The sequence below is a fragment of the Flavobacterium sp. genome, from assembly GCF_035195345.1.
In the GTDB taxonomy this organism is placed as follows: domain Bacteria; phylum Bacteroidota; class Bacteroidia; order Flavobacteriales; family Flavobacteriaceae; genus Flavobacterium.
This window is the reverse complement of sequence record NZ_CP136574.1, coordinates 602,933-628,920: the sequence shown is the minus strand read 5'-3', so window position 1 is coordinate 628,920 and position 25,988 is coordinate 602,933. Positions and strand designations below refer to the sequence as shown.

28 protein-coding genes, 1 tRNA gene and 1 pseudogene are annotated in these 25,988 nt (G+C 30.4%); 18 read left to right on the top strand and 12 right to left on the bottom strand.

Translation table 11 applies throughout. The features are described 5' to 3' along the window. Positions 1–6 precede the first annotated feature (6 nt). Genes RSE15_RS02995 through RSE15_RS02985 form a run of 3 tightly spaced genes read left to right on the top strand, consistent with a single transcriptional unit; the run spans position 7 to position 3,245 of the window. Entirely contained in the window at positions 7–261 is a 255-nt protein-coding gene (locus tag RSE15_RS02995) for a hypothetical protein (protein WP_324069506.1), read from the top strand. Continuing rightward, the gene (locus RSE15_RS02990; RefSeq protein ID WP_324069505.1) at positions 258–2,195 is read left to right on the top strand and encodes a KUP/HAK/KT family potassium transporter; all 1,938 of its coding nucleotides are present in this window, start codon (positions 258–260) and stop codon (positions 2,193–2,195) included. The genes RSE15_RS02995 and RSE15_RS02990 overlap by 4 nt, the downstream gene beginning before the upstream one ends. Then, positions 2,196–3,245: a porin gene (locus tag RSE15_RS02985; protein WP_324069504.1), complete on the top strand. Its 1,050-nt coding sequence runs from the start codon at positions 2,196–2,198 to the stop codon at positions 3,243–3,245. On the opposite strand, the gene RSE15_RS02980 is transcribed toward RSE15_RS02985, so the two are convergent. From RSE15_RS02980 to RSE15_RS02970, 3 genes are read right to left on the bottom strand one after another with little or no spacing between them, the layout of a single operon-like run. Further along, positions 3,217–3,555, bottom strand: coding sequence for a ribosomal maturation YjgA family protein (locus tag RSE15_RS02980; RefSeq protein WP_324069503.1), 339 nt, complete (start codon positions 3,553–3,555; stop codon positions 3,217–3,219). The genes RSE15_RS02985 and RSE15_RS02980 overlap by 29 nt on opposite strands. Before the next feature lie 50 nt (positions 3,556–3,605). Beyond that, positions 3,606–4,811 carry an SH3 domain-containing protein gene (locus RSE15_RS02975; RefSeq protein WP_324069502.1) on the bottom strand — a complete coding sequence of 402 codons (1,206 nt, stop codon included), beginning with the start codon at positions 4,809–4,811 and terminating at the stop codon, positions 3,606–3,608. 3 nt (positions 4,812–4,814) lie between these two features. After that, positions 4,815–6,230, bottom strand: a complete 1,416-nt coding sequence (locus RSE15_RS02970) for an L-serine ammonia-lyase (protein ID WP_324069501.1) — start codon at positions 6,228–6,230, stop codon at positions 4,815–4,817. A 150-nt stretch (positions 6,231–6,380) separates the two neighbouring features. Here RSE15_RS02970 and RSE15_RS02965 point away from each other — a divergent pair, with 150 nt between their 5' ends. Together RSE15_RS02965 and dnaK are read left to right on the top strand one after the other, a co-directional pair. Further along, a complete protein-coding gene (locus tag RSE15_RS02965; RefSeq protein ID WP_324069500.1) occupies positions 6,381–7,289 on the top strand; it encodes an EamA family transporter in 909 nt (302 codons plus the stop codon). A gap of 135 nt (positions 7,290–7,424) precedes the next feature. Next, positions 7,425–9,311: a molecular chaperone DnaK gene (dnaK, locus tag RSE15_RS02960; RefSeq protein WP_324069499.1), complete on the top strand. Its 1,887-nt coding sequence runs from the start codon at positions 7,425–7,427 to the stop codon at positions 9,309–9,311. A gap of 179 nt (positions 9,312–9,490) precedes the next feature. On the opposite strand, the gene RSE15_RS02955 is transcribed toward dnaK, so the two are convergent. The 3 genes from RSE15_RS02955 to RSE15_RS02945 form a co-directional block, all read right to left on the bottom strand. Then, positions 9,491–11,467 carry a M56 family metallopeptidase gene (locus RSE15_RS02955; protein WP_324069498.1) on the bottom strand — a complete coding sequence of 659 codons (1,977 nt, stop codon included), beginning with the start codon at positions 11,465–11,467 and terminating at the stop codon, positions 9,491–9,493. A gap of 1 nt (position 11,468) precedes the next feature. Further along, on the bottom strand, positions 11,469–11,828 hold the full coding sequence (locus RSE15_RS02950; protein ID WP_324069497.1) for a BlaI/MecI/CopY family transcriptional regulator: 360 nt from the start codon (positions 11,826–11,828) through the stop codon (positions 11,469–11,471). A gap of 84 nt (positions 11,829–11,912) precedes the next feature. Further along, positions 11,913–13,139: an MDR family MFS transporter gene (locus RSE15_RS02945; RefSeq protein ID WP_324069496.1), complete on the bottom strand. Its 1,227-nt coding sequence runs from the start codon at positions 13,137–13,139 to the stop codon at positions 11,913–11,915. Positions 13,140–13,223: 84 nt separating this feature from the next. Here RSE15_RS02945 and RSE15_RS02940 point away from each other — a divergent pair, with 84 nt between their 5' ends. From RSE15_RS02940 to RSE15_RS02930, 3 genes are read left to right on the top strand one after another with little or no spacing between them, the layout of a single operon-like run. Further along, positions 13,224–13,814, top strand: coding sequence for a DUF1684 domain-containing protein (locus tag RSE15_RS02940; protein WP_324069495.1), 591 nt, complete (start codon positions 13,224–13,226; stop codon positions 13,812–13,814). Continuing rightward, positions 13,807–14,457 (top strand): TatD family hydrolase, encoded by a 651-nt coding sequence (locus RSE15_RS02935; protein ID WP_324069494.1) that lies wholly within the window; start codon positions 13,807–13,809, stop codon positions 14,455–14,457. The genes RSE15_RS02940 and RSE15_RS02935 overlap by 8 nt, the downstream gene beginning before the upstream one ends. 25 nt (positions 14,458–14,482) lie before the next feature. Continuing rightward, positions 14,483–15,205 (top strand): tRNA threonylcarbamoyladenosine dehydratase, encoded by a 723-nt coding sequence (locus RSE15_RS02930; protein WP_324069493.1) that lies wholly within the window; start codon positions 14,483–14,485, stop codon positions 15,203–15,205. Positions 15,206–15,240: 35 nt separating this feature from the next. Here RSE15_RS02930 and RSE15_RS02925 read toward each other — a convergent pair whose 3' ends face one another. Genes RSE15_RS02925 through RSE15_RS02915 form a run of 3 tightly spaced genes read right to left on the bottom strand, consistent with a single transcriptional unit; the run spans position 15,241 to position 16,970 of the window. Further along, on the bottom strand, positions 15,241–15,690 hold the full coding sequence (locus tag RSE15_RS02925) for a hypothetical protein (RefSeq protein ID WP_324069492.1): 450 nt from the start codon (positions 15,688–15,690) through the stop codon (positions 15,241–15,243). A 20-nt stretch (positions 15,691–15,710) separates the two neighbouring features. Further along, positions 15,711–16,733, bottom strand: a complete 1,023-nt coding sequence (locus tag RSE15_RS02920) for a GyrI-like domain-containing protein (RefSeq protein ID WP_324069491.1) — start codon at positions 16,731–16,733, stop codon at positions 15,711–15,713. 33 nt (positions 16,734–16,766) lie between these two features. Beyond that, positions 16,767–16,970, bottom strand: coding sequence for a hypothetical protein (locus tag RSE15_RS02915; RefSeq protein WP_416380764.1), 204 nt, complete (start codon positions 16,968–16,970; stop codon positions 16,767–16,769). A gap of 59 nt (positions 16,971–17,029) precedes the next feature. On the opposite strand from RSE15_RS02915, the gene RSE15_RS02910 reads away from it, so the two are divergent. Further along, on the top strand, positions 17,030–17,413 hold the full coding sequence (locus tag RSE15_RS02910) for a pyrophosphohydrolase domain-containing protein (protein ID WP_324069489.1): 384 nt from the start codon (positions 17,030–17,032) through the stop codon (positions 17,411–17,413). 62 nt (positions 17,414–17,475) lie between these two features. Here the strand turns inward: RSE15_RS02910 and RSE15_RS02905 are convergent, their stop codons facing one another. Beyond that, positions 17,476–18,543 carry a branched-chain amino acid aminotransferase gene (locus RSE15_RS02905; RefSeq protein WP_324069488.1) on the bottom strand — a complete coding sequence of 356 codons (1,068 nt, stop codon included), beginning with the start codon at positions 18,541–18,543 and terminating at the stop codon, positions 17,476–17,478. Between the two features lie 313 nt (positions 18,544–18,856). Here RSE15_RS02905 and RSE15_RS02900 point away from each other — a divergent pair, with 313 nt between their 5' ends. From RSE15_RS02900 to RSE15_RS02885, 4 genes are all read left to right on the top strand, one after another. Next, entirely contained in the window at positions 18,857–19,348 is a 492-nt protein-coding gene (locus RSE15_RS02900) for a DUF4920 domain-containing protein (RefSeq protein WP_324069487.1), read from the top strand. Next, complete coding sequence (locus RSE15_RS02895; protein WP_324069486.1) at positions 19,348–19,818, top strand: hypothetical protein; 471 nt, start codon at positions 19,348–19,350, stop codon at positions 19,816–19,818. Before RSE15_RS02900 ends, RSE15_RS02895 begins: the two co-directional genes overlap by 1 nt. A gap of 154 nt (positions 19,819–19,972) precedes the next feature. Further along, complete coding sequence (gene mnmD, locus RSE15_RS02890) at positions 19,973–20,638, top strand: tRNA (5-methylaminomethyl-2-thiouridine)(34)-methyltransferase MnmC2 (protein WP_324069485.1); 666 nt, start codon at positions 19,973–19,975, stop codon at positions 20,636–20,638. A gap of 132 nt (positions 20,639–20,770) precedes the next feature. Beyond that, entirely contained in the window at positions 20,771–20,965 is a 195-nt protein-coding gene (locus RSE15_RS02885) for a hypothetical protein (RefSeq protein WP_324069484.1), read from the top strand. Between the two features lie 37 nt (positions 20,966–21,002). On the opposite strand, the gene RSE15_RS02880 is transcribed toward RSE15_RS02885, so the two are convergent. Beyond that, entirely contained in the window at positions 21,003–21,941 is a 939-nt protein-coding gene (locus tag RSE15_RS02880; RefSeq protein ID WP_324069483.1) for a LysR substrate-binding domain-containing protein, read from the bottom strand. A gap of 94 nt (positions 21,942–22,035) precedes the next feature. Between RSE15_RS02880 and RSE15_RS02875 the strand changes: the two are divergent. The 4 genes and pseudogenes from RSE15_RS02875 to can all read left to right on the top strand — a co-directional run bounded on the left by RSE15_RS02875 (position 22,036) and on the right by can (position 25,207). Next, positions 22,036–22,514 (top strand): annotated as a pseudogene (locus RSE15_RS02875) (Dps family protein). Positions 22,515–22,601: 87 nt separating this feature from the next. After that, positions 22,602–22,892: a hypothetical protein gene (locus tag RSE15_RS02870; RefSeq protein WP_324069482.1), complete on the top strand. Its 291-nt coding sequence runs from the start codon at positions 22,602–22,604 to the stop codon at positions 22,890–22,892. Positions 22,893–22,955: 63 nt separating this feature from the next. Further along, positions 22,956–24,551, top strand: a complete 1,596-nt coding sequence (locus tag RSE15_RS02865) for a SulP family inorganic anion transporter (RefSeq protein WP_324069481.1) — start codon at positions 22,956–22,958, stop codon at positions 24,549–24,551. 20 nt (positions 24,552–24,571) lie between these two features. After that, on the top strand, positions 24,572–25,207 hold the full coding sequence (can, locus tag RSE15_RS02860) for a carbonate dehydratase (RefSeq protein WP_324069480.1): 636 nt from the start codon (positions 24,572–24,574) through the stop codon (positions 25,205–25,207). A gap of 2 nt (positions 25,208–25,209) precedes the next feature. On the opposite strand, the gene RSE15_RS02855 is transcribed toward can, so the two are convergent. After that, positions 25,210–25,782 (bottom strand): pentapeptide repeat-containing protein, encoded by a 573-nt coding sequence (locus RSE15_RS02855; RefSeq protein WP_324069479.1) that lies wholly within the window; start codon positions 25,780–25,782, stop codon positions 25,210–25,212. Between the two features lie 127 nt (positions 25,783–25,909). Between RSE15_RS02855 and RSE15_RS02850 the strand changes: the two genes are divergently transcribed. Then, positions 25,910–25,983: transfer RNA gene (locus tag RSE15_RS02850), tRNA-Ala, on the top strand. Positions 25,984–25,988: the final 5 nt, after the last annotated feature.

Genomic DNA, 25,988 nt, shown 5'->3' with positions numbered 1-25,988 from the left:
TTACATATGGAAAATTCAGACAGCAACACAGCTAATGTGCCAAGCAACAGCGATAGCTTGTCTTTAAATAATGCAATTCGTCCTCCGTCATCTAAATCGAATTCAGATTACTGGCTTCGAGAATTTATCAAAATTAATCAATGTCCACAACGAGAAGACGCCTTAGAAAACCAACTCAAAGATTTGAGTTTAGTAGCTGAAAAATTAGGAATGTATTATGCATCGCACTTTATTAAAAATATAAATAATACTAAAAAATGAGTAATTCAAATTATCAAAAAGTAACAGCAGCAACACTTTTAGTAGCATTAGGAATCATTTATGGAGATATAGGAACGAGTCCATTGTATGTAATGAAAGCAATTATTGGAAATAGAGAAATTTCTAAAATGCTTGTTTATGGAGGAATTTCATGTGTTTTTTGGACACTAACATTTCAAACTACTTTTAAATATATCATATTGACATTAAGAGCAGATAATCATGGTGAAGGCGGTGTTTTCTCCTTATATGCTTTGATTAAACGTTTTGGAAAAGGAAAATTAGTGATTCCAACTATTTTAGGAGCAACCACTCTTTTGGCAGATGGAATTATAACACCACCAATTTCAGTAGCTTCTGCGGTAGAAGGTTTAGAAGCTGTAATTCCAAATTTGCCTACTGTTCCAATTGTAATTGCCATTTTATCGGGTTTGTTTTTGTTTCAAAGATTTGGAACCCAAAAAGTAGGCTTCTTTTTTGGACCAGCAATGGTAGTTTGGTTTTCGATGTTATTAATTTTAGGGATTTCACAAATTGTTATTCATCCTGAAATATTAGAAGCTTTAAATCCAATGTACGCCTATAGATTGTTAGTTGAGTATCCACATGGATTTTGGTTACTTGGCGCTGTATTTCTTTGTACTACTGGAGCTGAAGCTTTATATTCGGATTTAGGACACTGTGGAAGAGACAATATTAGAATAACATGGATTTTTGTAAAAACTGCTTTAGTAGTTAATTATCTTGGTCAAGGCGCATGGATTATGACGCAAGGAAGCCAATTTCTAGAAGGAAGAAATCCATTTTATAGTATTATGCCTCAATGGTTTTTAATTTTTGGAATTATCATTGCTACAATGGCAGCTATTATTGCTTCACAAGCATTGATTAGTGGTTCTTTTACATTGATTAATGAAGCTATTTCACTTAATTTTTGGCCTAGAGTTGCCTTAAAAAACCCAACAAATACGAAAGGTCAAATTTATATACCTTCTGTAAATACAATTTTATGGATAGGTTGTGTATTAATGATTTTATATTTTAAAAATTCGGAACACATGGAAGCAGCTTATGGTTTTTCAATAACTGTAGCCATGTTAATGACCACTTTTTTATTGTCATATTACTTGTTTTACATTAAGAAAATCAAAATCGGTTGGATTGCATTGATTTTATTTCTTTTTTCAGTTATTGAAATCTCATTTTTTATTGCAAATGTGGTCAAAATTAAAGAAAGATGGATGTTTTTATTCTTTGAGTTGTTCATTTTTATGGTAATGTATGTTTGGTATTATTCAAGAAAGATTAACAACAAATTTTTAAAATTTGAAAACATAAAAGAACATGCTTTTAAATTAGAAGAGTTAAGTAATGACGACACAATTCCAAAGTATTCAACTCATTTAATTTATCTTTCAAAAGCAGATAAAATCAATCAAATAGAAGAAAAAATTATAAATTCAATCTTTTCAAAAAAACCAAAAAGAGCGGATGTTTACTGGATTTTACATATTAATCGTACAGATGAACCGTTTACGCTAGATTATGAAGTTCATGAAATTATTGATGACAAAGTGATTAAAATAGTTTTAAATGTTGGGTTTAGAATCCAACCGAAGGTAGAATTGTATTTCAAAAAAATTGTTCAAGATTTAGTACAACAAAACGAATTAAATTTACATACTCGACCAGATGGATCAACAAAATACAATACAGAACCTGACTTTAAATTTGTAATTTTGGAAAAATTTTTATCGGTTGAAAATGAATTTTCAATAAAAGAAGGTTGGTTAATAAATAGTTATTTTATTTTGAAAAGAATGGCAATTTCAGATACAAAAGCATTTGGTTTAGATAAAAGTGATGTTGTAGTAGAAGAACTACCGATGGTATACCAACCCACAACAAATATTTCCTTAAATAGAAAAAAATAGATGAAAAATATAATTAAGTTTTTAATAATTGGCATTTCAGCAATATCGTTTGCTCAAGAAAAAGATTCGTTAACAATTAAAGTTTCAGGTTTTTTGGAAACGTATTATGCGTATGATTTTAGTAATCCAACAAACGATGCTAAACTTCCATTTATGTACAATTACAACCGTCATAATGAGTTTAATGTGAACAATGGATTAATTCGCACGCAATTGCAATATGGAACTACTTATGCGTCAATCGCAGTTCATGCAGGAACGTATGTAGACGATAATTATGCATCGGAAGATATAAAATTATTGAGTGAAGCTTATGTAGGACTGTTTTTGAATGATAATCAAAAATCATCAATAGAAGTTGGGATTTTACCAAGTTATATCGGTTTTGAATCGGCAACTACTGCTTCTAATTTGACTTTAACGCGTTCTCTTTTAGCGGATAATTCGCCCTATTTTATGACGGGAGTAAAGTATAATTACAAACCTTCAGATAAATGGAGTTTTTCGGGATTGGTAACTAATGGTTGGCAACGCATTAACAAGCCGCAAAAAGACGTTGCTCCAGCTTTTGGAACACAAATTGTTTATAAACCAGGAGAAAAAGCAACTTTGAACTGGAGCACATTTATTGGAAAAGAATTTTATGCAACCGAATTAGCAATGCGTTATTTCAGTAATTTGTATTGGGACAATACGTGGAATGCAAAGTGGCGCACCATTTTAGGATTTGATTTCGGAATTCAAGATAGTTCTTCGTTGAATGACAAACATTTGCATTGGATGAGTCCCGTTTTGATTACACAATATTCGATAAATCCCAAATGCCAAACGGCTGTTCGAGTAGAATATTATCAAGATGAGGATAATGTCATTGTTGCTACATTAGATGCCTTTAAAACTTCTGGAGCATCTATAAATTTTGATTATTTGTTAAATTCAAAAGTAAAATTAAGAACCGAAGCCCGTTATTTCGATTCAAAAGAAGCTGTTTTCTTTGATACTAAATCCAATAACTTTTTTGTTACTTCGAGTTTAAGTTTTGAGTTTTGATGAACTTCCAATCGATTAGAAAAGCTAGTAAAGTTCCAATTACATAGCAAAGTAAATCCAACCAAAGAAAACCTTGACCCAAAATATAATGTCCTAAAGTGGTTTTACGAATGGCAATTAACCAATCAATTTGTACTAATTGTAAAAATTCGATTCCAAAACAAAAAAGTAGGGAGAATAGGAGTGAAGTTGATTTTTTCGATTTTATAATTAAAAATCGAAATCCGAAGTAAATCAAAACAGCATACAAAATATCTCCTATAAATAAAGGAACAACAGTTGTTTTTCGGGATAAAATTCCTAAAATCAATGTTATAAATAGTGCTAAAAAATAATATAATCTATTGTTTTTCAATATACTTAACAATAATAATTTACTTCGATTGAATACAAAACACCATCCTTAAAATAAATAGAATAAAAACCTGAATCAAAAGAGATATTATAAAAATGAGGATTCTTAAAGCTATATTCTAAATATTGACCATACTTCAAAATAAAATCTTTTTCAGAAATTTGTTGACTAAATATGGAATGGGCATCAAAATAAAATTTAGTATTAGGTTTAAAAAAGATTTCTACCAATTCTGCTTTATTGGTTTCTTGATCTACGCTAATTATAAAATCTGAATAATGATATAAAACATTAGATAAATATACACCACACTCATCTTCAACATTCTCAATTTTTGATGGCTTTCCAAATTTTTTCAGCAAATCTGTGTACGAAATCGCTGTATTGTCAAACTTAAAATCATTGATTTCAAAATAGGATGTTTGTATTTTTTCTTGTAGTAATTTAAAGTCTAAATCTGTATGTAATCCTATATTTTTAGCAATTAAAATATTAAACTCCGTATCTTTAATTAATTTTTCATCATTTAATTGTTTGGCTACTTCTAAGTACCGTTCTAAAGCAGGCAATTCATTAATATCACCGCTGTTCCATGTTAATTCTACTAAACGTTCTCCAATGGTTTTTCTATTCGCAACATCAGTTTTTGGTAGTTTATCAAATTGTGTCAATAAATCTTCATAAACAGGTCGTTTTCCTAAATATTTTGCTAAAACAAATTTTGCTACATTTGGTTCAAATCCATATCCAATATTAACCCATTCTTCTTTATTTACAGGAAAATAACTAACCGAAACCGCATCACCATTAGTCAGAATTTCTCTTACAGAAGCCAATTTATCAGGTTTACTTCTAGCTTTTAAACCAGCTACGGTAACAAATAAATGATTGCCACCATAATAAGCATCACCACCTTTAATAATTGGGTTCGAAGTGTCTTCGATAATTTTATCGTTTCCATTCATAGTAGTTCGAATCAACTCTTTTTTTACAAAACCAATGGTAAAATTATCCGATTGCACTTTGAGCCAACCATTTTTTAAATCGTCAATGATTTTTACTTCAGCACCATATCTAAAATAACCGTAAAATTTACTTTCTGTAGATGGTTTTTCAAATAATTTGGTATCATTAATAATCCAATATCTGTCTTGAGCAATTGAAAACACATGCGTAAATAGAAATAAACAGATAAAAAGAAACTTCCTCATAAATTAACAATCCGACATGTTTACTGCTATTGCTAATCCACCTTCAGATGTCTCTTTGTATTTTGAATTCATGTCTTTTGCAGTTTGCCACATGGTGTTAATTACTTTATCAAGTGGTACTTTTGCATGTAAAGCATCGGTTTCTAATGCTAATTCAGCAGCGTTAATTGCTTTGATTGCACCCATCGTATTTCTTTCAATACACGGAATTTGCACTAAACCACCAATCGGGTCACAAGTTAACCCTAAATGATGTTCCATTGCAATTTCGGCTGCCATAGTAACTTGAGCTGGAGTACCGCCCATCAATTCACACAAAGCTGCTGCTGCCATAGCACTCGAAACTCCAATTTCTGCCTGACAACCGCCCATAGCTGCAGAAATGGTAGCCCCTTTTTTGAAGATAGAACCAATTTCGCCCGCCACCATTAAAAATTGTTTGATTTCTTTTTCGCCCGCTTTGTGATTTTCAATTACTAAATAATACATTAAGACAGCTGGAATAACTCCCGCACTTCCGTTGGTAGGCGCTGTAACTACTCGGCCTAACGAAGCATTTACTTCATTTACTGCCAAAGCAAAACAGCTTACCCATTTTAAAATCTGACGAAATTTAACTTCGGTTTGTCTTATGATTTGCAACCACGAATAAGGATCTTCATACGGTAAAACGCCAATTAAGTTTTTGTGCATGTCATACGCTCTACGCTTCACATTTAATCCACCTGGAAGAATTCCTTCCGAATGACATCCAATGTACATGCATTCCAACATCGTATCCCAAATGCGAAGTAATTCGTTGTGAATTTCTTCTTCGCTTCGCATGGTTTTCTCGTTTTCGTAAACGATTTCAGATATTTTTTTATTTTCGGCTAAACAAAAAGCTAATAATTCATCTGCTTTTTCAATTGGAAAAGGAAAAGTATGTAAAATTTCTTCTTTGTGATGGTCTTCTTTTTCTTTAACTACAAATCCGCCACCTATAGAATAATAGGTTTCCGAATATGTTTCGGTATCGGTTTTAGCTGTAAAAGTTAATCCGTTAGCATGAAAAGGTAAAAAGTTTCTATTGAACACAATATCCGTTTCAAAACAAAACGGAATTAAAATTTCATTCCCTAAGAAAATTTCTTTTTTGTTTTTGATGGCCGAAATAATCACATCAATACTTTCTACAGGAATATATTCTGGATCAGCCCCACTTAAACCAAGCATTACGGCTAAATCTGTTGCATGCCCTTTTCCAGTTAATGATAAGGAACCATATAAATCTACTTTGACACCAATAATGTTGTCAATTAAATTACGTTCGCGCAATTCTTTTAAAAATTGTTCGGCAGCACGCCATGGTCCAAGAGTGTGAGAACTCGAAGGTCCAACACCAATCTTTAACATATCAAAAACGGATATACATTCCATAATTTTATTTCTTTACTACAGCAAATATAGTCTTTAAAATTGAATTTATACAACTCCGATTACAGTTCAAAAGTTAAAAAAAATTGAATTAATAACATAAAATTAGGATTCGAATCGTGAAATTTTTAGTTCATTTGCAAAAAAAAAATAATGCCCATAAATAAATATTTTTTGTCCGCTTTATCTGCCTTTATTATTTGGGGATTTTTTAGTTTGGCTTTGAAACCGCTTGCTAATTATGCTTCACTAGATATTTTATTCTTCCGAGTTTTTATAGCTACGGCTTTCTTATTGGGAATTAATTTAATTTTTAGAAAATCAGTTGTTCTAGAAGCGAAGAAAACTTTTAAAGAACTTTCCAAGAAAAAACAAAAATCAGTAGTAATCATGACGGTTGTTGGTGGACTTTTATTAGTATTGAATTGGTTTTTATTTATCTATGCGGTGAATCACGTGAGTTTGCAATCAGCTTCATTTGCTTATATTATTTGTCCCATTTTAACCACTGTCTTAGCTTTTATATTATTGAAAGAAAGAATTGATTTATGGCAATGGATTGCAGTAGGATTGTGCGTAATTAGTTGTATCATATTATCTTATGGAAATTTCAAAGATTTGATTTACAGCGTAATCATCGCTTTAAGTTTTGGATTTTATTTGGTTTCCCAACGGAAGAATAGTGATTTTGATAAATTCTTGGTGTTAACCATTCAAATGATAGTTTCATCGGTTATTTTATTGCCGTTTTATCCTAGTTTTGGTAGCGCTATCCCAACCGAGTTTTTGTTTTATGGTTTTCTTTTAACTATAGTAATTGTTTTTACCATTATTCCATTGTTCCTGAATTTATATGCTTTAAAAGGATTGAACTCTTCAACTGTTGGCATATTGATGTATACTAATCCCTTGATTCATTTCTTTTTAGCCATTTTCTATTTTAAAGAATCGGTTTCAATTGCACAAATTGTTTCTTATTCCTTGATTTTGATTTCTATCTTGGTTTTTAACTTGACGAATTTTAAAAATCTAAGACATAATAGAGTTAAAAAACAACTATAAAACGACATTTTGTCAGTATTTTAAACCTGACAAAAGCTGTTTTCTGTCAATTTCCCTTATTTTTCGTAATGGCACAATCCTTGAATTAAAGACATCGAGTTTAAAATTGAAATTTAAAATCTAACAAGTATAAAAATGAGCAAAATTATTGGAATCGACTTAGGAACAACCAACTCATGTGTGGCTGTAATGGAAGGTGGAGAACCTGTTGTAATTGCAAACGCAGAAGGAAAAAGAACAACACCATCTGTTATTGCATTTGTAGAAGGTGGCGAAATTAAAGTTGGAGATCCGGCAAAAAGACAAGCAGTAACTAACCCAACAAAAACGATTGCTTCTATCAAACGTTTTATGGGTAACAAGTATACTGAAAGTGCAAAAGAAGCTTCAACAGTAGCTTACAAGGTAGTAAAAGGGGACAACGATACTCCACGTGTTGATATCGATGGTCGTTTATACACACCACAAGAATTGTCTGCAATGACACTTCAAAAAATGAAAAAAACAGCTGAAGATTATTTAGGTCATTCAGTTTCTGAAGCAGTTATTACTGTTCCAGCTTACTTTAACGATGCGCAACGTCAGGCTACGAAAGAAGCAGGTGAAATTGCAGGTTTGAAAGTAATGCGTATTATCAATGAGCCTACAGCAGCAGCTTTAGCTTATGGATTAGACAAACAAGGTAAAGACCAAAAAATTGCAGTTTATGATTTAGGTGGAGGTACATTTGATATTTCTGTATTAGAATTAGGAGACGGAGTTTTTGAAGTTTTATCTACAAACGGAGATACACACTTAGGTGGAGATGATTTTGACCAAGTAATTATCGATTGGTTAGCTAACGAATTCAATGCAAATGAAGGTGTTGATTTACGTAAAGACCCAATGGCATTACAACGTTTAAAAGAAGCAGCTGAGAAAGCTAAAATTGAATTATCAGCTTCTGCTCAAACAGAAATCAACTTACCATACGTAACAGCTACGGCTTCTGGACCAAAACACTTAGTTCAAACTTTAACAAGAGCAAAATTCGAGCAATTAGCTGAAACTTTAGTAAAACGTTCTATGGAACCAGTTGCTAAAGCGTTAAAAGATGCTGGTTTATCAGTTTCTGATATTGACGAAGTAATTTTAGTAGGAGGTTCAACTCGTATTCCTGTTATCCAAGAACAAGTAGAGAAATTCTTCGGTAAAAAACCATCAAAAGGAGTAAATCCTGATGAAGTAGTAGCAATTGGAGCTGCCATTCAAGGTGGAGTTTTAACTGGTGAAGTAAAAGACGTATTATTATTAGACGTTACTCCACTTTCATTAGGTATTGAAACTATGGGAAGTGTAATGACAAAATTAATTGAGTCGAACACTACTATTCCAACAAGAAAATCACAAGTTTTCTCAACAGCAGCAGATAACCAACCATCGGTAGAAATCCATGTTATTCAAGGAGAAAGACCAATGGCAAATGATAACAAAACAATTGGTCGTTTCCATTTAGACGGAATTCCACCAGCACCAAGAGGCGTTCCTCAAATTGAAGTAACGTTTGATATTGATGCAAATGGTATCATTAAAGTATCAGCTACTGATAAAGGAACAGGTAAGTCGCATGATATTCGTATTGAAGCTTCTTCAGGTTTAACTCCAGAAGAAATCGAAAAAATGAAAAAAGATGCTGAATTAAATGCTGAAGCCGATAAATTAGCTAAAGAAAGAGCAGATAAGTTAAATGAAGCTGATTCAATGATTTTCCAAACAGAAAGTCAATTGAAAGAAATTGGTGATAAATTAACTGCTGAGCACAAAACAGCTATCGAATATGCATTAACTGAATTGAAAATGGGTCATGAAACGCAAGATTTAGACGCTATTCAAAAAGGTTTAGACAACGTAAATGCAGCTTGGAAAACAGCTACAGAAGAAATGTACAAATCACAAGAGCAAGGAGGAGCTTCTCAAGCTGAGCCACAAGCAAGCGCTTCAGGAGACCAAACGCAAGATGTAGATTTCGAAGAAGTGAAATAATTAATTATTAATTCATTTCAGAAGAAAATGACTTAATAAAAAATTTTATAATAATTGATAATAGTGAGCTTGATATTTTATCGAGTTCACTATTTTTAACTTAAGCTGTTTAAGTTAAAGTAACTTATATTATCAAAAATCCCGATTTTGAAACTGTTTCAAAATCGGGATTTTTTTTGTTATTTGGTTTCAATGATGATTTTTTTGATTCTTTTTTTCTCTTTTGAAGTTGATTCGTCTTCTATGATTTTAATATCTTTTATTTTTTCAAGTTCGTAGTTTTTGAAGAAATCAATATTGTCTTCAAGAATTTTACCTTGAAACTCTAATTTTAACTGATTTAAATAATGCGTAGGGTAACCAGGAAATTTAATTCTGTCACCTTCAAGAACTACGACAACATCACCGCTTTTAAGTTCGATTGTTTTTGGTTTTTCTTTAGTATACTTTTTTTGAATTTCAATTGATTTTTGAACATTATTGTTGTTAACATTTATAGATTCTATGTCTTCGTTTTCAATTTTGTCTAATTCTTCTTTCGTTGCTTTTTTACCATTGATATAAATTTCAGTATCTTCAGAAATTTCATTAGAAATTTTAGTTATAATTTTAATTTCTTTTTTAACAGTTCCTTTTTTTATATCTGCAGACTTGATAATTTCAGTATCAATTTTGTCCATTTCTTCTTTAGATATTACTTTTTTATCAAGATATATAATGGTTTTTGGTTCGTCTGAAATGGTTGAATTTCCTTTGAAAATCATAATTTTTTTTCCGCTTTTTTCATCCTCATTCATTTCGATAGCTCCGTCTAATTCAACGATTTTATCTTTCATTTCCTCTTTAGAATATTCTTTTCCATTGATGATGTATATTACTTCTTCAGTATCTGATTTTTTTATTTCGATAGTTTGGGTTTCATTCCATTCAAGTTGATCTGCATCCATTTTAGCAAAAACGGTTGAAGTGTTATTTCTGTCGAAACCGATATTTCCTTTCTCGTTTTCATTTATTTCTTTAAAAAAACGTATTGGTTCTATAGCTTCATGTCCCTTGATTGAAATTTTCCCGGAAGTTTTATCGCTATCTTCAAACTTAGCTTCTAAAGCAATGATTTCATTTTTTGCATTTCGTTTTATTTTTGAAATTTTTAAGTCGATATTGTATTCTTTTTTTAATAATTCTGTTTCTTCTTTTATTTGCTCATCAGTTGTGTTTTTATCAATTACAAATTGAATTAATTTATTGGTAATTGATTTTGAAATAGATATTTCCTTTACTTGCGCTACCGTTTCAATTTGAAACAGTAACATAAAACCTACTAATAGCGGAAGAATTGTAGCATACTTCCAAGCATTTCTTTTGTGGGATTGATTTGTGTGTAACATAATGATTCGTTTTTTGATTAATGATTGATAAAATTGATTAGTAATACTTAAGTCGTGTTGATGAATCACAACTTTTAATAAGGTTATTTGATATTCGTATTTGTTTTCGATTTGTTGAAAGGTTTCACTATCGGCAATAAACTCAAGATTTTGAAGCATTGCTTTTCGATACAACCAAATGATTGGGTTTGCCCAAAACACAGCACAAAATAGTTTTCCTAGCAACACATCAATTGAATGTTTTTGCTTCACATGAATACTTTCGTGTGTTAAAATATGTTGTATTTCTGCTTCCGAAAATAAATGAGGATTAATAACAATGTAATGAAAGAATGAAAATGGATTTTCGGTTGTATTCGAGTGAATTAAGATGAAATCTGCTTCTTTCTGTTGGTTGTGCTTTCTGATTCTATTGTAAAATGATGCTATTTCGATACCAATTTTTACTAAAATTAAAACACAAATTACAACATATGCTGTAGTCAAAATTAAAGACCAATCTATTGGAGTTTCTTGAATGGGAACTTCGATATAATCGCTGTTTACAGTAGTTGTTTCTTGATAAAATTCAGGAACAGGTGTTGGGTCAACCCAAATGGTTTTCGTAAACGTTATCAAGGGTAAACATAAGGATATTAGCAATCCTAAAATCAGGTACAAACGATTTGAGACAAAAAACGTTTCTTTTCTCAAAAATAAGACATACATCAAATAAAATAAAATGATAAGTCCGTTTGCCTTTATAAAATATAGCATTAGATTTTCCATACTATTTCTTTTTTTCGATTAACGCTAAAATCTCGCGAAGTTCATCAGCCGAAATTTTATCTTCTTCTGCAAAATAGGAAACCAAATTTTTGTATGAACTATTGAAGTAGTTATCAATAGCGGTATTCATAAAAGTTTTTCTGTAATCTTCAATGGCAACAATAGGAAAGTACTGATGCGTTTTTCCATAGGCATTATAACCAACATAACCTTTTTCCTCAAGATTACGAACAATGGTTGAAAGTGTATTGTAATGAGGTTTATCGTCGGTGATTTCTTCTAAGATATCTTTTACAAAAGCTTTTTTTAGCTTCCATAAAATGTGCATAATTTCTTCTTCTTTGTTGGTTATTTTTTGCATGACTTATCGTTTTGATAAATCAAAGTTAAACTATATTTTTAGTTATACAACTATTTTTATAGTTATTTAACTAAATTTTTAGTTTTACAGGTTTCTAGGTGGTTCATATTTAACCAATTTCATGGTCCAAATGAAAAGTAAAACACCAATAACTCCCAGTGTTCCCATAAAAAACCAGTTGGTTTGATAATTGAAAATTGAAATCATTTCCATCCCAGTTTTAGCGCTTAAGATGTGAGCCAAACTATAACTCATGGTAAAAATTGCCATGTAACGACCTTCATGTCCTTTTGGAGCGCGACTCATAGCAAATGAATTTGAGAAAGGAAAAGCAAACATTTCTGCAAATGTCATAAATATCATCATAACAATTAAAATACCTGCCCATTGGTTAATTAATAACAAGTAAAAGCAAGTTGCCATCGCTAAACAACCATAAGTGATTACTTTTAATTTGTTAATTTTATGACGTTCAATATAACTCACAATTGGCATTTCTAAGAAGAAAACCAATATACCATTAAGAGTTAGTAGTAATCCTGTTTGAAATTCACTCAAATTAAATTGCTCTTTATGGTAGAGTGGAATGGTAGTAAACAATTGAAAAAATAAGATACCTGTTATCAAAGTTCCTCCAAGGAAAATCCAAAAAGGTTTATCTTTAAAAACTGAGTGTGTTAAAATTTCTCCCGGATGTTCTGAATCGGTAAATTTTGATTTTTTCTTTTCTTTCACCTTAATCCAGAATATTAAAATAGCTAAAATACATGTAGCTCCATCCACCCAAAATAACCCTTTATAGCCAACACTCATGATTAACAATCCTCCAAGTGCGGGACCAGCGGCAAATCCTAAATTTATAGCCAATCTTACTAGGGTTAACGCACGCGTTCTGTTTTCGGGTTTTGCGTAAGCGCCTAAGGATACAAACATGGCAGGTCGAAACATATCGGCAATAACCATAATAAAAAACATAGCGACAAGCAATCCTTCAAAACTAGTAATAAATTGTAGTCCAAAAAAGGCAATACCACTAGTTAATAAACTAAATATCATTATTTTGTAGAATCCAATTTTATCGGATAATTTACCGCCTAACCAAGAACCTAGAATAGAGCCACAGCCAAAACTTACCATAATCCAACCTACTTGACTATATGAAAAATGTAAATCTTCTTTCAAGTATTTAGACAAGAAAGGCAATACCATAGTTCCAGCACGATTGATAAAAGTGATAAGTGTAAGTATCCAAATTTCGCGAGAAAATCCTCTGAAATTATCGACATATTTATTAAAAGCTCTTTGTAGCATACCTAATATTGAATTGCAAATTTACAAAAGCTAAGACGATTACAATGTTATAGAAATTATATATTTTTGTAAAAAATACAACTAATGAAATATATCTTACTTTTTCTTTTTTGTTCAACTTTTGTTTTTGCTCAAAAAGATTTGTTGGCTTCTAAGAAGTTTCAAACAGAATTGAATCAAAGTTATGCAGATTCATTGAAAAGTCCATTAACTAAAGAAGATTTAAATCATTTTAAAGGTCTTGATTTTTTCCCAATAGGCGAAAAATACATTGTTGAAGCTACTTTTGTTAGGACAAAAAAGGAAAAACCTTTTGGCATGAAAACAACCACATCAAGAACACCATTATATAAAAAATATGGTGAGTTGCGTTTTTCAATTGAGGGAAAGGAATTCAAATTAAATGTGTATCAAAACATAGATTTAATTAAAAAATCGGGGTATGATGATTATTTGTTTTTACCATTTTCCGATTTAACCTGTGGAAAAGAAAGTTATATTGGAGGAAGATATGTTGATATGAGAATTCAAAAAGGTACTATTTGGACGATTGATTTTAATAAAGCATACAATCCGTATTGTGCTTATAATTATGAATATTCGTGTCCGATTGTTCCTTTAGAAAATGATTTAGATATTGAAATTTTAGCAGGTGTAAAGAAATTTCATGACTAAGTTTATCAATTTACATACGCACAAATTTTCCAATCTTTCAGATGTTATTGAAGTTGTAAATCAATATCCTTGGGAATTTAAATCTATTTTATCAAACTATTCTATTGGAATTCATCCTTGGTATATTGATGAAGAACGACTGAATAATGATTTAAAAATTATTAAAGAAAAACTACAATTAAAAAAATGTTTGGCACTGGGTGAGTGCGGTTTAGATAAACGAATAGAAATCCCTTTGGATGTCCAAATTTCAGTATTTAAAAAGCAATTGGAAATTGTAAAACAAACTAAGAAACCAATTGTGTTGCATTGTGTTGCTGCTTATGATGAAGTAATAGCTATAAAAAAAGAAATGAAAATAGATAATCCAATGATTATTCATGGATTTTCAAAAAATGATCAAGTGGCTCAGTCTTTATTAAAAAACGGATTCTATTTATCATTTGGAAAATATTTACTTCGTAATCCAGATTTAGAAAAAGTATTTACCTTTGCACCCGAAAATCAAATTTTATTAGAAACAGATACGATTGAAGAATCTATTTATCAAGTGTATGAAAAAGCAGCTTTGATAAAAGGAATTTCCATAGACGAACTAAAAACGATTGTTTTTACTAATTTTTCGAGAATTTTTAACAACTAACAATTAACTAAAACCATAAATTAAAATGGCAAAGTGGAAAGAAAGAGCAGCTTTATTATTCAAAGAAGAAGGAATTCAAAAACTTGAAAATGCAAATGTATTAGTAGTTGGATTAGGTGGAGTAGGAAGTTTTGCTGCCGAATTTTTAGCACGAGCTGGTGTGGGAAGCATGACAATTGTTGACGGAGATGTTGTGGATATTACTAATATTAACAGACAATTACCCGCTTTGCACAGTACGGTAGGTGAGCCAAAAGTAAAAATTGTAGGTGATCGATTAATGGATATTAATCCAGAATTGAAACTTACTCGAATTGAAGAATTTTTATCTCCAGAACGCGCATTTGAATTGGTTTCTCCAGAGTTTAATTACGTTTTAGATTGCATTGATAGTTTGACTCCAAAAATCAACCTAATATTGGCTTGTAAACGAAAAAAAGTCAAAGTTATTAGTAATATGGGAGCAGGAGGTAAGTTTGAAGCTGAGAAAGTTCGTGTAAAAGATATCAGTAAAACAGATTATTGTCCGTTAGCCAAGCAAGTAAGAAAGCGTTTGAAATTAGAAGGCATTTCAAGTGGTGTTAAAGTGGTTTATTCTTATGAACGTCCCGATTATGATAGTGTTAAGATGACAGATGGTTCTAATTTCAAAAAGTCGTTTTATGGAACCAATAGTTGGATGCCTGCTTTATTTGGTTTACATGCTGCAGAAACCGTTGTTAAACATCTTATAGGAAAGAATAAGTAATAAAAAAGGACATTTTTAAATGTCCTTTTTTTTGTTTATCTAGAAGTTCTTAGTGTGATATCTTCGTTATATTTATAGTAAAATGTTTGTACTTTTTCAAGGTTTAAATTTCCTTTAGTATCAATTACTTTTTCTTTAAGTAACCATTTTACTAGTTTTTGCATGTTTTTTTTAGAATTCATTCCCATGCCTGAAATAACATGTTCAACACTTGTTGTTTCAACTTTAATTTTTGCTGTTAAAAAGTTTATAATGATATAATCATCATCACTGTATTGATTGGTTTCATTGTCATGAAATTTAAAAAGTAATATTTCATCATCGCTTTCTAAAGAATAGAACGAATGTTGTATTATGTTTATTTTCTCATACTTTAAAATTGGATTTCCATCTAACAATACTTTGTCATCTTTAATTTCAACTTCTTGCGCAGAAATGAATGTAGCAATAAATATAAATGCAATTGAAAAAATAAGTTTGTTCATTTTATAAATAGTTAAATAAATTATTTAGTTGTATTTGTTGTTGAGGTTTCACTTGTGCCAACAACTTCTTGTACTTCCGTAGGTTTTGGTTTTGGAATGTATACTCGTTTTTTGACCGGAATATAAATCTCAGTTACCCATTTTGAAGGTTTACGTTCTTTGGGTAAGCTAATTTTATAAACTTCAATATTTAAACCTTCAGTATCTTTAATTAATTTTTTCTTATTAATGTAGTTGATGGTTTTATTCCAAGCTTCTATATTATGAGAATAGTCACCTGTTAAAGTAGTTTTAATGGCTAAAAAATCATCAAAATGGCCACCTGAAATCTCACTACCAGAAGTAGTTAGTATTTCTTCTTCCACAGGAACACACATTGAAAAAATGGTTGTTTTAGCTTTTTTGTCCCAGGTTTGATGAGTAATAAAAGGAGAACCAATGATGGCAATGTCATTCTTTTCAACAAATGCTATCATATTTTGCAGCATTTTTTTAGATACTTTTTGAAAATCGGCAAAAAAGCAAGTGTCAATTTGTTGAATATAATTGGTTGCATGTTTTTTTACTATACCATGCACTTTAATGTTGTAGGTATTTAGTTCTTTAACCAAATAATTATCAATATTGTTTAATCCATCTTCTAATTTGTCACCTAATACATTTTCAACTCCACCTTGTAAAATACTTCGCAATTTTAATTCAAAGTCCAAATTTCCTTTTAATTCCCATGAAATTAATGTTCCTTTTTTTGTTTTTTGAAAACGCATAAAGGATTCATTCTTTTCTCCCGATAAGGAAATTTTTTGCAGTATTGTATCACCAGAAACTAATTTTACATTTTTAAAAACGGCTTCGTCTTTTTCCCATGGATTCCAATCGATAAGAGATGTGCTATCTGAAACTAAATTATATACAATATCTTTAGAAATTTTGGTTTCTTTTGAGCGTATCACTTTGTAATCGCTTTGTTGGGTAGCCACAAAAACCACAAAGGCAACACTTAAAAGAAGTAATAAAAGAAGTATGTATTTTAAAATTCTCATTGAGGAATGAATTTGTTTTTCAAAAGTAATAAATTAATCTTTCATAAGTACTTTAATTATAAACAGTAATCCAATAAAAACTAAAAAACCTACAAAAACCCAATACGTTCCTTTGTAAAAAGGTTTTAAAACTTTTAAATCTTTACGATACACTAATATCATTGTAATTACAAAAGCAATAATAAAGAAAATTGCAAAGTAGATTTGACCTGTTGAAAACATATTGAAAATTTTCACAAAAATAGTAATTTAATACTATCAATTTTTTTAATTTTAGTGAAATTTATAGTATAATTATGCAAAAACAATTAAAAGCAGTAAAGCTATTTCATGAAACTTATGGATTAGGTGTCAGTGAAGAAATGAAAGCCGATTTAGGTAATTTAAAAAACGACCTTCGTTTTAATTTAATGAAAGAGGAAAATGAAGAATATTTAGAAGCAGTTCAAAACAATGATTTAGTTGAAGTTGCCGATGCTTTAGGCGATATGTTGTATATTTTGTGTGGAACAATTTTAGAACACGGTTTGCAACATAAAATTGAAGAAGTTTTTGATGAAATTCAACGTTCTAATATGAGTAAACTTGGTGAAGATGGAAAACCAATTTATCGAGAAGATGGAAAAGTAATGAAAGGGCCAAATTACTTCAAGCCAAATTTTGAGGAGATTTTAAAATAAAAAAAAAGGCGATTTCAATTTTGAAATCGCCTTTTTACTTATATGTTTTTTAATTTTGAACACTATATCTTAACAGTCCAACCAAAAGTGTCTTCTGCTAATTTGTATTGAATGTTTGTTAATTTTTCTTTGATTTCTAAAGCAACTGCATTTTCTAATTTTGGTAATTCATAATATTCGCCTAAATAAGAAAAACCTACAATTGGATTAATAACGGCAGCGGTTCCAGCTCCAAAAATTTCTTTTAGCGAACCATCTTTTGCAGCGGCTACTAATTCGTCAACTAAAACGGAACGTACTTCTACTTTAATGTTTTCTCTTTTTGCTAATTCGATAACACTTTTACGAGTTACACCATCTAAGATTCTTTCACTTGTTGGAGCAGTATATAAAGTATCATTAATTCTAAAGAACACATTCATTGTACCTGCTTCTTCTAATTTTGTATGAGTAGCGTCATCAGTCCAAATAACTTGTTGGAATCCTTGTTCGTTTGCTAATTTTGTTGGATAAAATTGAGCTGAATAATTTCCAGCCGCTTTTGCAGCACCAATTCCACCATTCGCAGCTCTACTAAAATGTTCTGCAATAAGCACTTTTACTTCTCCAGAATAATAAGCGCGCGCAGGTGATAAAATTATCATAAAACGATAATCTTGAGAAGGAGCAGCAATTACTCCATGTCCTGTTGCAATCATAAACGGACGAATATATAAGGTATTTCCTTTTCCTTTTTTAACCCATTCTTTTTCAATTTCTAATAAATGGTGTAAACCTCCTAAGAAAATATCTTCTGGAACTTCTGGCATTGCCATTCTAGTTGCACTTTTATTAAAACGGTGAAAGTTTTCATCAGGTCTAAATAACCAAACAGCATCTTGTTCGTCTTTGTAAGCTTTCATGCCTTCAAAAATAGCTTGACCATAATGAAATACTTTTGCTGAAGGATCTAGTAAAAAAGGGGCATAAGGTTCTATAACAGGTTTTTGCCACACTCCATTCACATAATCACATACCAACATGTGATCTGTAAACACATTTCCAAAGGTTAAGTTTTCAAAATCAACCTCGTTGATTTTTGAATGTGGAGCCGAAATAATATCAATTTCGTTTAAAGTTTTTAATTCCATTAGAGGTAAACTGTTATAATTTATAGTTTTGTAAAATCGTTAAAAAAAAGACGATTTATTGATTTTCGTTGCAAATTTACTAAAAAAAAAGAAGTTTTGTTTTTACTTATTTAAAAATAATTATCAACAACTACCGAAATTAATTCTTAATAAAAACTTTAAAATACATTAAAATCAACTAAAATGAGAATAAATAATGAATTGTTTTTTTATGAATTTAAATTCAATTTTATGTTCAAAAATAACTTTTTTTTGATGCGAAGTAAAAGTAAAAAAAATATAGTTAATTTTGTAGAAATAATATTCAATTAAGATGAAAAAAATACTTACTCTTTCTCTATTGACAATTGCTTTTGTGAGCTGTGAACAAAAAAAAGAAACTACACCAGAAGTTGCTAAAGTGGATTATGTTGTTTTTGGAGATTCAATTTCAACTGAAGGCGCTTTGTCGAATGCTGAAATGATGGAAAAATTCAAATCATTAAAAGAAGGCGATACTCTAGAAGTAAAATTCAAATCAGGAATTAACGAAGTTTGTCAAAAGAAAGGTTGTTGGATGACATTAGATTTAGCAGATGACCAAGAAGTTTTTGTGAAATTTAAAGACTACGGTTTCTTTGTTCCTAAAAATGCACAAGACAAAGAGGTTATTGTAAATGGAAAAGCATTTGTAAGTGTAGAAAGTGTTGATGTTTTAAAACATTATGCCAAAGATGCCGGAAAATCGCAAGCAGCAATTGATAGTATTACTGAGCCAAAAGTTACGTATTCATTTATGGCAGATGGTGTTTTAATTGCTAAGTAATGAAGAATTTATTTTTAATTTTTGTATTATCTTTTTTTATTTTTTCTTGTGAAAACTTAAAAAATAGTGATTCTATAGAAGTTTTGGGTATTGAAGTTTCAAAAAAAGATTCTATCTCAAATAATAAAGACGGATTTGAAATGTACGAAATGTCAGAAATGGCAGCACTTATGGAGCAAATGTATGTGGATAATGAACGATTGAAAGAACGCATCATTAAAGGAGATACTATTGGTAAATTTCCACAACATTTCATCAAAATTCATAAAGCGGTAATGACTGATGAAACTGATAAAGATGCTTTTTTTAATGAACAGGCGGCTAAATTTATCAAAGCGCAAGAATTAATTTATCAAGACCCGAAAAACGCCAAAGAACATTTTAATAACGGCATAGATGCTTGTATCAAATGCCATGAAGTAAAATGTGGTGGACCTATTCCGAAAATTAAGAAGTTGTATATTGAGTAAAACTTGATATAGTTTTTAAATCGTTGTTTAAAGTTATTTGCTTTGTCATTCTGAACTCGTTTAACTTCGATTTCAGAATCTTTTTAAGAGAAGCTGAAATTAATTCAGCTTTGCACAAAACACTTTAAACAACTTTTTTTATATTGTAAATCCAATGAAAAGAGAAATTATTATCACCGACGACGGTTCCACCACTATTCGAATTCCGGAATGGGATGAGAACTATCATTCAACTCACGGTGCTATTCAGGAAGCAAAACATGTTTTTATAAAAAACGGATTGGATTTATTTCAAAATCAAGGTTCAATTTCGATTTTAGAGATTGGTTTCGGAACGGGTTTGAATGCATTCATCACCTTTTTAGAAACTTTAAATAAAGATAAAGTCAATTATGTTGGAGTAGAAGCATTTCCTATTTCAGCTGAAGAAATTGCTCAAATGAATTATGTTTCCGAATTGCAGGCTATACAATATAAGGAAGTTTTTAGTACAATGCATTCTTGTAATTGGGAACAAAATCAATTTATTTCAAATAACTTTCATTTAACCAAAAGACAACAGTTTTTTCAAGATATTGAAGATAAAAATCAATTCGATTTAATTTACTTTGATGCTTTCGGATTTCCTTTACAACCTGAATTATGGAGTGAAGTGATTTTTAAAAAAATGTACGATGCACTTTTTCCTAAAGGAACTTTAGTGACTTATGCTTGCCGTTCTACAATTAAAAACGCAATGTTAAGTGTTGGATTTTCTATTGAAAAACTACCTGGAGCACCTGGAAAACGCGAAATGTTACGTGCGACAAAAAATGTATGATTTTTACTGTAAAGTAAAAATTTAATAAAAAATTAGCATTTTTTTTATCAACTATATCCTTTTTGTGAAGTTTTTTTATTTATCTTTACTACAAGTTCTAGTCCCAAGTTTAACCTTTTATCTTGAATATGTATGCCCAGAGCAATGTTTTCCTACACCAAGTCGATTTTGGAAAGAGTGAGTTTTGATGCGAAACTGTTTTGTAAAGAATTAGAAAAAGCAATGCGAACATTGCTTCCTTATGAGATAGATCAATTGAGAGAATGGCTTTTGCAGTTTACTGTTGAAAAGCCAGAATTAAGGCAATGTTTAATTTATATCAACTAAAAATAGTAAGTCCCGATTTTATCGGGACTTTTTTGTTTTATTTAGATTTTGGACTTATAATTTCTACATCACTAAAAGCAATTGCGCCTCTAACAACTCCAGAAATTACATCACGTAGTGCATTAATAATATGAATTTTTAATTCATTTTTAGGATAAATTAGACTTACTTCTCTTGCAGGTTTAGGATCTTTAAAATGTTTTAGTTTTTCTTTGTTTTTCTCATTCAAATCTAACGTATGTAGATAGGGAAGTAAGGTTGTTCCAAGACCTTCATCTGCTAATTTAATAAGTGTTTCAAAACTTCCGCTTTCCAATTGAAAATGACTGTCGGCAAAGTATTTATTGTTTTTACATAAATTCAAAATTCCATTTCTAAAGCAATGTCCATCTTGTAATAGCAATATTTTATCCAAATCTAAATCAGAAATTTCAATTTCCTTTTTATCAATGGCAGAATGATTTTTTGGTACATAAGCAACAAAAGGTTCATAATACAATACAATTTCTTTTAGATTTTCTTCTTCTAATGGAGTTGCTGCAATGGCGCAGTCTAAATGACCATTTTTTAATCTTTTGATGATTTCTTCCGTTGTTTGTTCTTCTATAATTAAATTAACTTTTGGGTATTTCTTAATGAAATTATTTAAAAACATAGGTAATAATGTTGGCATCACTGTAGGAATTATTCCAACTTTAAACTCACCACCAATATACCCTTTTTGCTGATCTACAATATCTTTGATCCTTCCAGCTTCATTTACAATATTCTTTGCTTGATTTACGATTTTTTCACCAACTTCAGTTAATAAAATAGGTTTTTTGCTTCGATCAAATATTAATATTGATAATTCATCCTCTAATTTTTGAATTTGCATGCTTAGAGTAGGCTGAGTTACAAAGCACTTTTCTGCAGCAAGTGTGAAATTTTTATATTCCGCAACGGCTAAAACATAGTATAGTTGAGTAATGGTCATATTATTGATATTTATTATGCAAATATAAAAACTATCAATTAAATTTATACAGCTAAGGGGTTAAATTTTGTAAATTTGAGTAAGTAAAGAAATTATGAAACACAATAGTTTAGGATTGCCCGTAAAAGAATCAGAAGAATTAGTTATAGAACTAAATGGTTTGTTATCCAATTTTCAAATGTATTACCAAAATTTAAGAGGTTTGCATTGGAATATTCGTGGTAAACGTTTTTTGATTTGCACTTAAAGTTTGAAGAGTTGTACAACGATAGTCAAATTAAAATTGATTTAATTGCCGAACGTGTTTTAACATTAGGAGGAACTCCATTACATACTTTTTCAGATTATATAGAACATAGTAAATTACAAATAGGAAAAAATATTTCTAATGATGTTGAGGCGTTTCAATTGATTTTAGAATCATTAAGTATTTTGTTGCAAATAGAAAGAGTAATTTTGAATAAAGCAGCTGAAATTAATGACGAAGGAACTAATTCAATGATGAGCGATTTTATTGCTGAACAAGAAAAAACCAATTGGATGTTGAAAGCTTGGATGGAAGAAGAAATTTAAAGCACTATTTTAATTATACTCCAATAAGAGTTTTTTTAATAATAGAATTTATTGAAATAATAGATAAAATATTTTTATATTTGTTATATGAAATTTTTATCTGTTATTTTTTTAGTTTCATTTCTAACATTTTTAATTACACCTACAGTTTTAGGAGTAATTGATAATGAAGCAGATACTTCCTATTTTTACAGCATGTGTGAAGAGGAAGAGAATTTCACGTCCTACAGTGATATTGAGTCAATACAGACTAATTGTATTTCAGTTTTTAAAATTGCAATTAAAGGCTTAACAGAATCTAGCTTTGTATTTGTTGCTAATTTAAGTTTCGATAATTTAGCGCATCAAATTTTTTCTCCCCCTCCGAATTTTATTTAATACATTTTCTTTTTTTGAACTCATTTTTAGAGTTTATTATTAATGTATTAATAATTAAAATTCATGAATACTCATTCTTTTTTTTCCAATGTAAGAGGTGATCTTGCAGCTGGTTTAGTAGTTTTTTTAGTAGCTTTACCTTTGTGTTTAGGTATTGCGTTAGCCTCGGGAGCACCATTGTTCTCAGGTATAATTTCGGGTGTAATAGGAGGTATTGTAGTTGGGTTTTTAAGCAACTCAGCACTAAGTGTTACAGGACCAGCAGCTGGTTTAACAGCTATAGTTTTAACAGCCATTTCAGATTTAGGTGGTTTTGATATTTTTCTTGTCGCAGTAATTTTAGCGGGTGTAATTCAAATTGTATTTGGCTTTTTGAAAGCAGGTAGTTTTTCTAATTATTTCCCAACAAGTGTCATTGAAGGTATGTTGGCTGCTATTGGTATAATTATAATTTTAAAACAAATTCCCCACGCCTTTGGACATGACATAGATAATGAAGGTGATTTTTTCTTTATCGAAAAATCGGGTCATACCACTTTTGATACTTTAATAGAGTCAATAAATTATATTCATACAGGAGCATTAATTATAGCGCTATTATCATTAGCTATTTTGTTTATTTGGGAAAAAATTCCTTTCTTAAAGAAAATAAAAGTGGTTCCTGGAGCTTTAGTTGTTGTGGTAGTAAGTATACTTTTGAATGAGTTTTTTATTCAATCGGATTCTAGTTTGGCTATTGTAACACAAAATCACTTAGTAAGTTTGCCTTCGTTTACTGAAATTAGAAGCGGTTTTGCCATGCCAAATTTTACTTCTTTAACAAATGAAAAAGTTTGGATTGTTGCTGTTACTATTGCAGTTATTGCATCCATTGAAACCTTATTGTGTGTTGAGGCAACCGATAAACTCGACCCGTATAAACGATTTACAAACACTAATCGCGAATTAAAAGCGCAAGGAATTGGTAATATTTTAAGTGGATTTTTAGGTGGTTTGCCAATGACATCGGTTGTTGTTCGTTCCTCTGCTAATATTAATTCAGGTGGTAGAACTAAGCTAGCAACTATTTTTCATGGTTTTTTATTGATTCTTTTTGCATTATCAATACCATTTGTATTAAATAAAATTCCATTAGCTGCTTTAGCCGCTGTTTTATTAATGGTGGGTTATAAATTAGCAAAACCAAGTGTGTTTATTCATCTATGGAAAAATGGTTATTCTCAGTTCATTCCATTTGTAATAACTGTAATTGCGGTAGTTCGTATCGATTTATTGAAAGGAGTTGCAATTGGATTAGGAGTTAGTGTTTTGTTTATATTGTATCAAAATTTAAAAATAGCTTATTCATTTAAGAAAGAATCATCCCAGAATGGAGATGTAATTACAATAAAATTAGCTCAAGAAGTTTCGTTTTTGAATAAAGCGGCCATTAAAAATACTTTAGGAAGCATTCCAGAAGGTTCGGAATTAATTATTGATGCCTCAAGTACAAATTATATTGATTTTGATGTGGTAGAATTGATTAAAGATTTTAGAAATGTTAAAGCCGAAGACAAGAAAATTAAATTGACATTGAAAGGTTTTAAAGACCATTATGACATAGAGACGACTGAATTTAAGCATGTAAAAATTAAAGACGAAAAAAAACAATATAAATAACTTTATTAAACATAAATAAAATGAGTGATTTTTATAAAAAAATACTAGAAAATAATAAGCAGTGGGTTGAGAAAAAATTAGCAATTAGTCCCGAGTATTTCAACAATTTAGCAGAAGGACAACAGCCACCTTTATTATGGATTGGTTGTTCAGATAGTAGAGTTCCGGCTAATGAAATTATTGGAGCAGAGCCTGGAGAAGTTTTCGTACATAGAAATATTGCTAATATGGTAATTCACTCCGACATGAACATGTTAAGCGTTTTGGATTATGCTGTAAATGCATTAAAAGTGAAACACGTTATTGTTTGTGGGCATTATGGATGTGGTGGTGTGAAAGCTGCAATGGGAAATAGTTCTATTGGAATTATTGATAATTGGATTCGCCACATTAAAGATGTATATCGTTTTCATCAAAAGGAGTTAGATGCTATCACAGATGAAAATGAACGTTTCAATAAGTTTGTTGAAGTCAATGTGAAAGAACAAGTTTTAGATTTAGCCAAAACATCCATAGTACAAAATGCTTGGAAAAACGGACAAGAATTATCGATTCATGGTTGGGTTTATGGTTTAAATTCTGGCTATGTGACAGATTTAGGAGTAAATTTTAGTTGCGATAAAGATTTAGACGATGTGTATCAGTTGAAATTTTAAATTTATTTAATTACTAAATCATATTTTTTAAGCAGACCAGATAAATTTTCTGTAGAAAAAATTGCTCGTTTCAACTTGTTTTTTTCAGGATCAATAACGAAATCATAACTTGTAGAAAAATCAGTTTTATTAGCTGTTGTTCCTATAAAAACAGCATGTCGTAAATTGCAGTTGTCAAATAAAGCTTCCGTAAGGTCGCTTTCCATAAAATCAACTGCAATCATACTACAGTTAATAAATTGCATTCTTTTTAGCTTTAAGCTATAAAATTGAGCATAATCAAGCAAGCTGTCTTTAAAGTGGAATTCATATAAAATTTGATCAGTCATTGCAAAGTTAACGGAAGTAAAATCACATTTTGAAAACCAAACATCACGTAAAGAAACGTGGTTGATTTTTGTGCCTTTAAAATTACATTCGATGAAATTACAATCGATAAACGTTACAGCAACAAAGGAACACAATCTAAAATCACAATTGGTAAAAGTGCAATTTTCGTATTCTTTGTATTTTACATCGCTTTCTGCATAGGTTAGATCAGTAAAGTTTTGGTCGGTAATGTAATCTGCGTGCATGGTTATGTTTTAGAGTTATAAAATTACTTTATTTTTATGAGCCAATCAAAGGTTTTTATTTTAAGTTGTGCACTGAATTATTTAATTAGGCAGTATTAAAAAAAAGCTTATATTCGTACAATAAAATGGGGATGTAGCTCAGTTGGCTAGAGTGCTTGACTGGCAGTCAAGAGGTCGTGGGTTCGAGCCCCATCTTCTCCACAAGA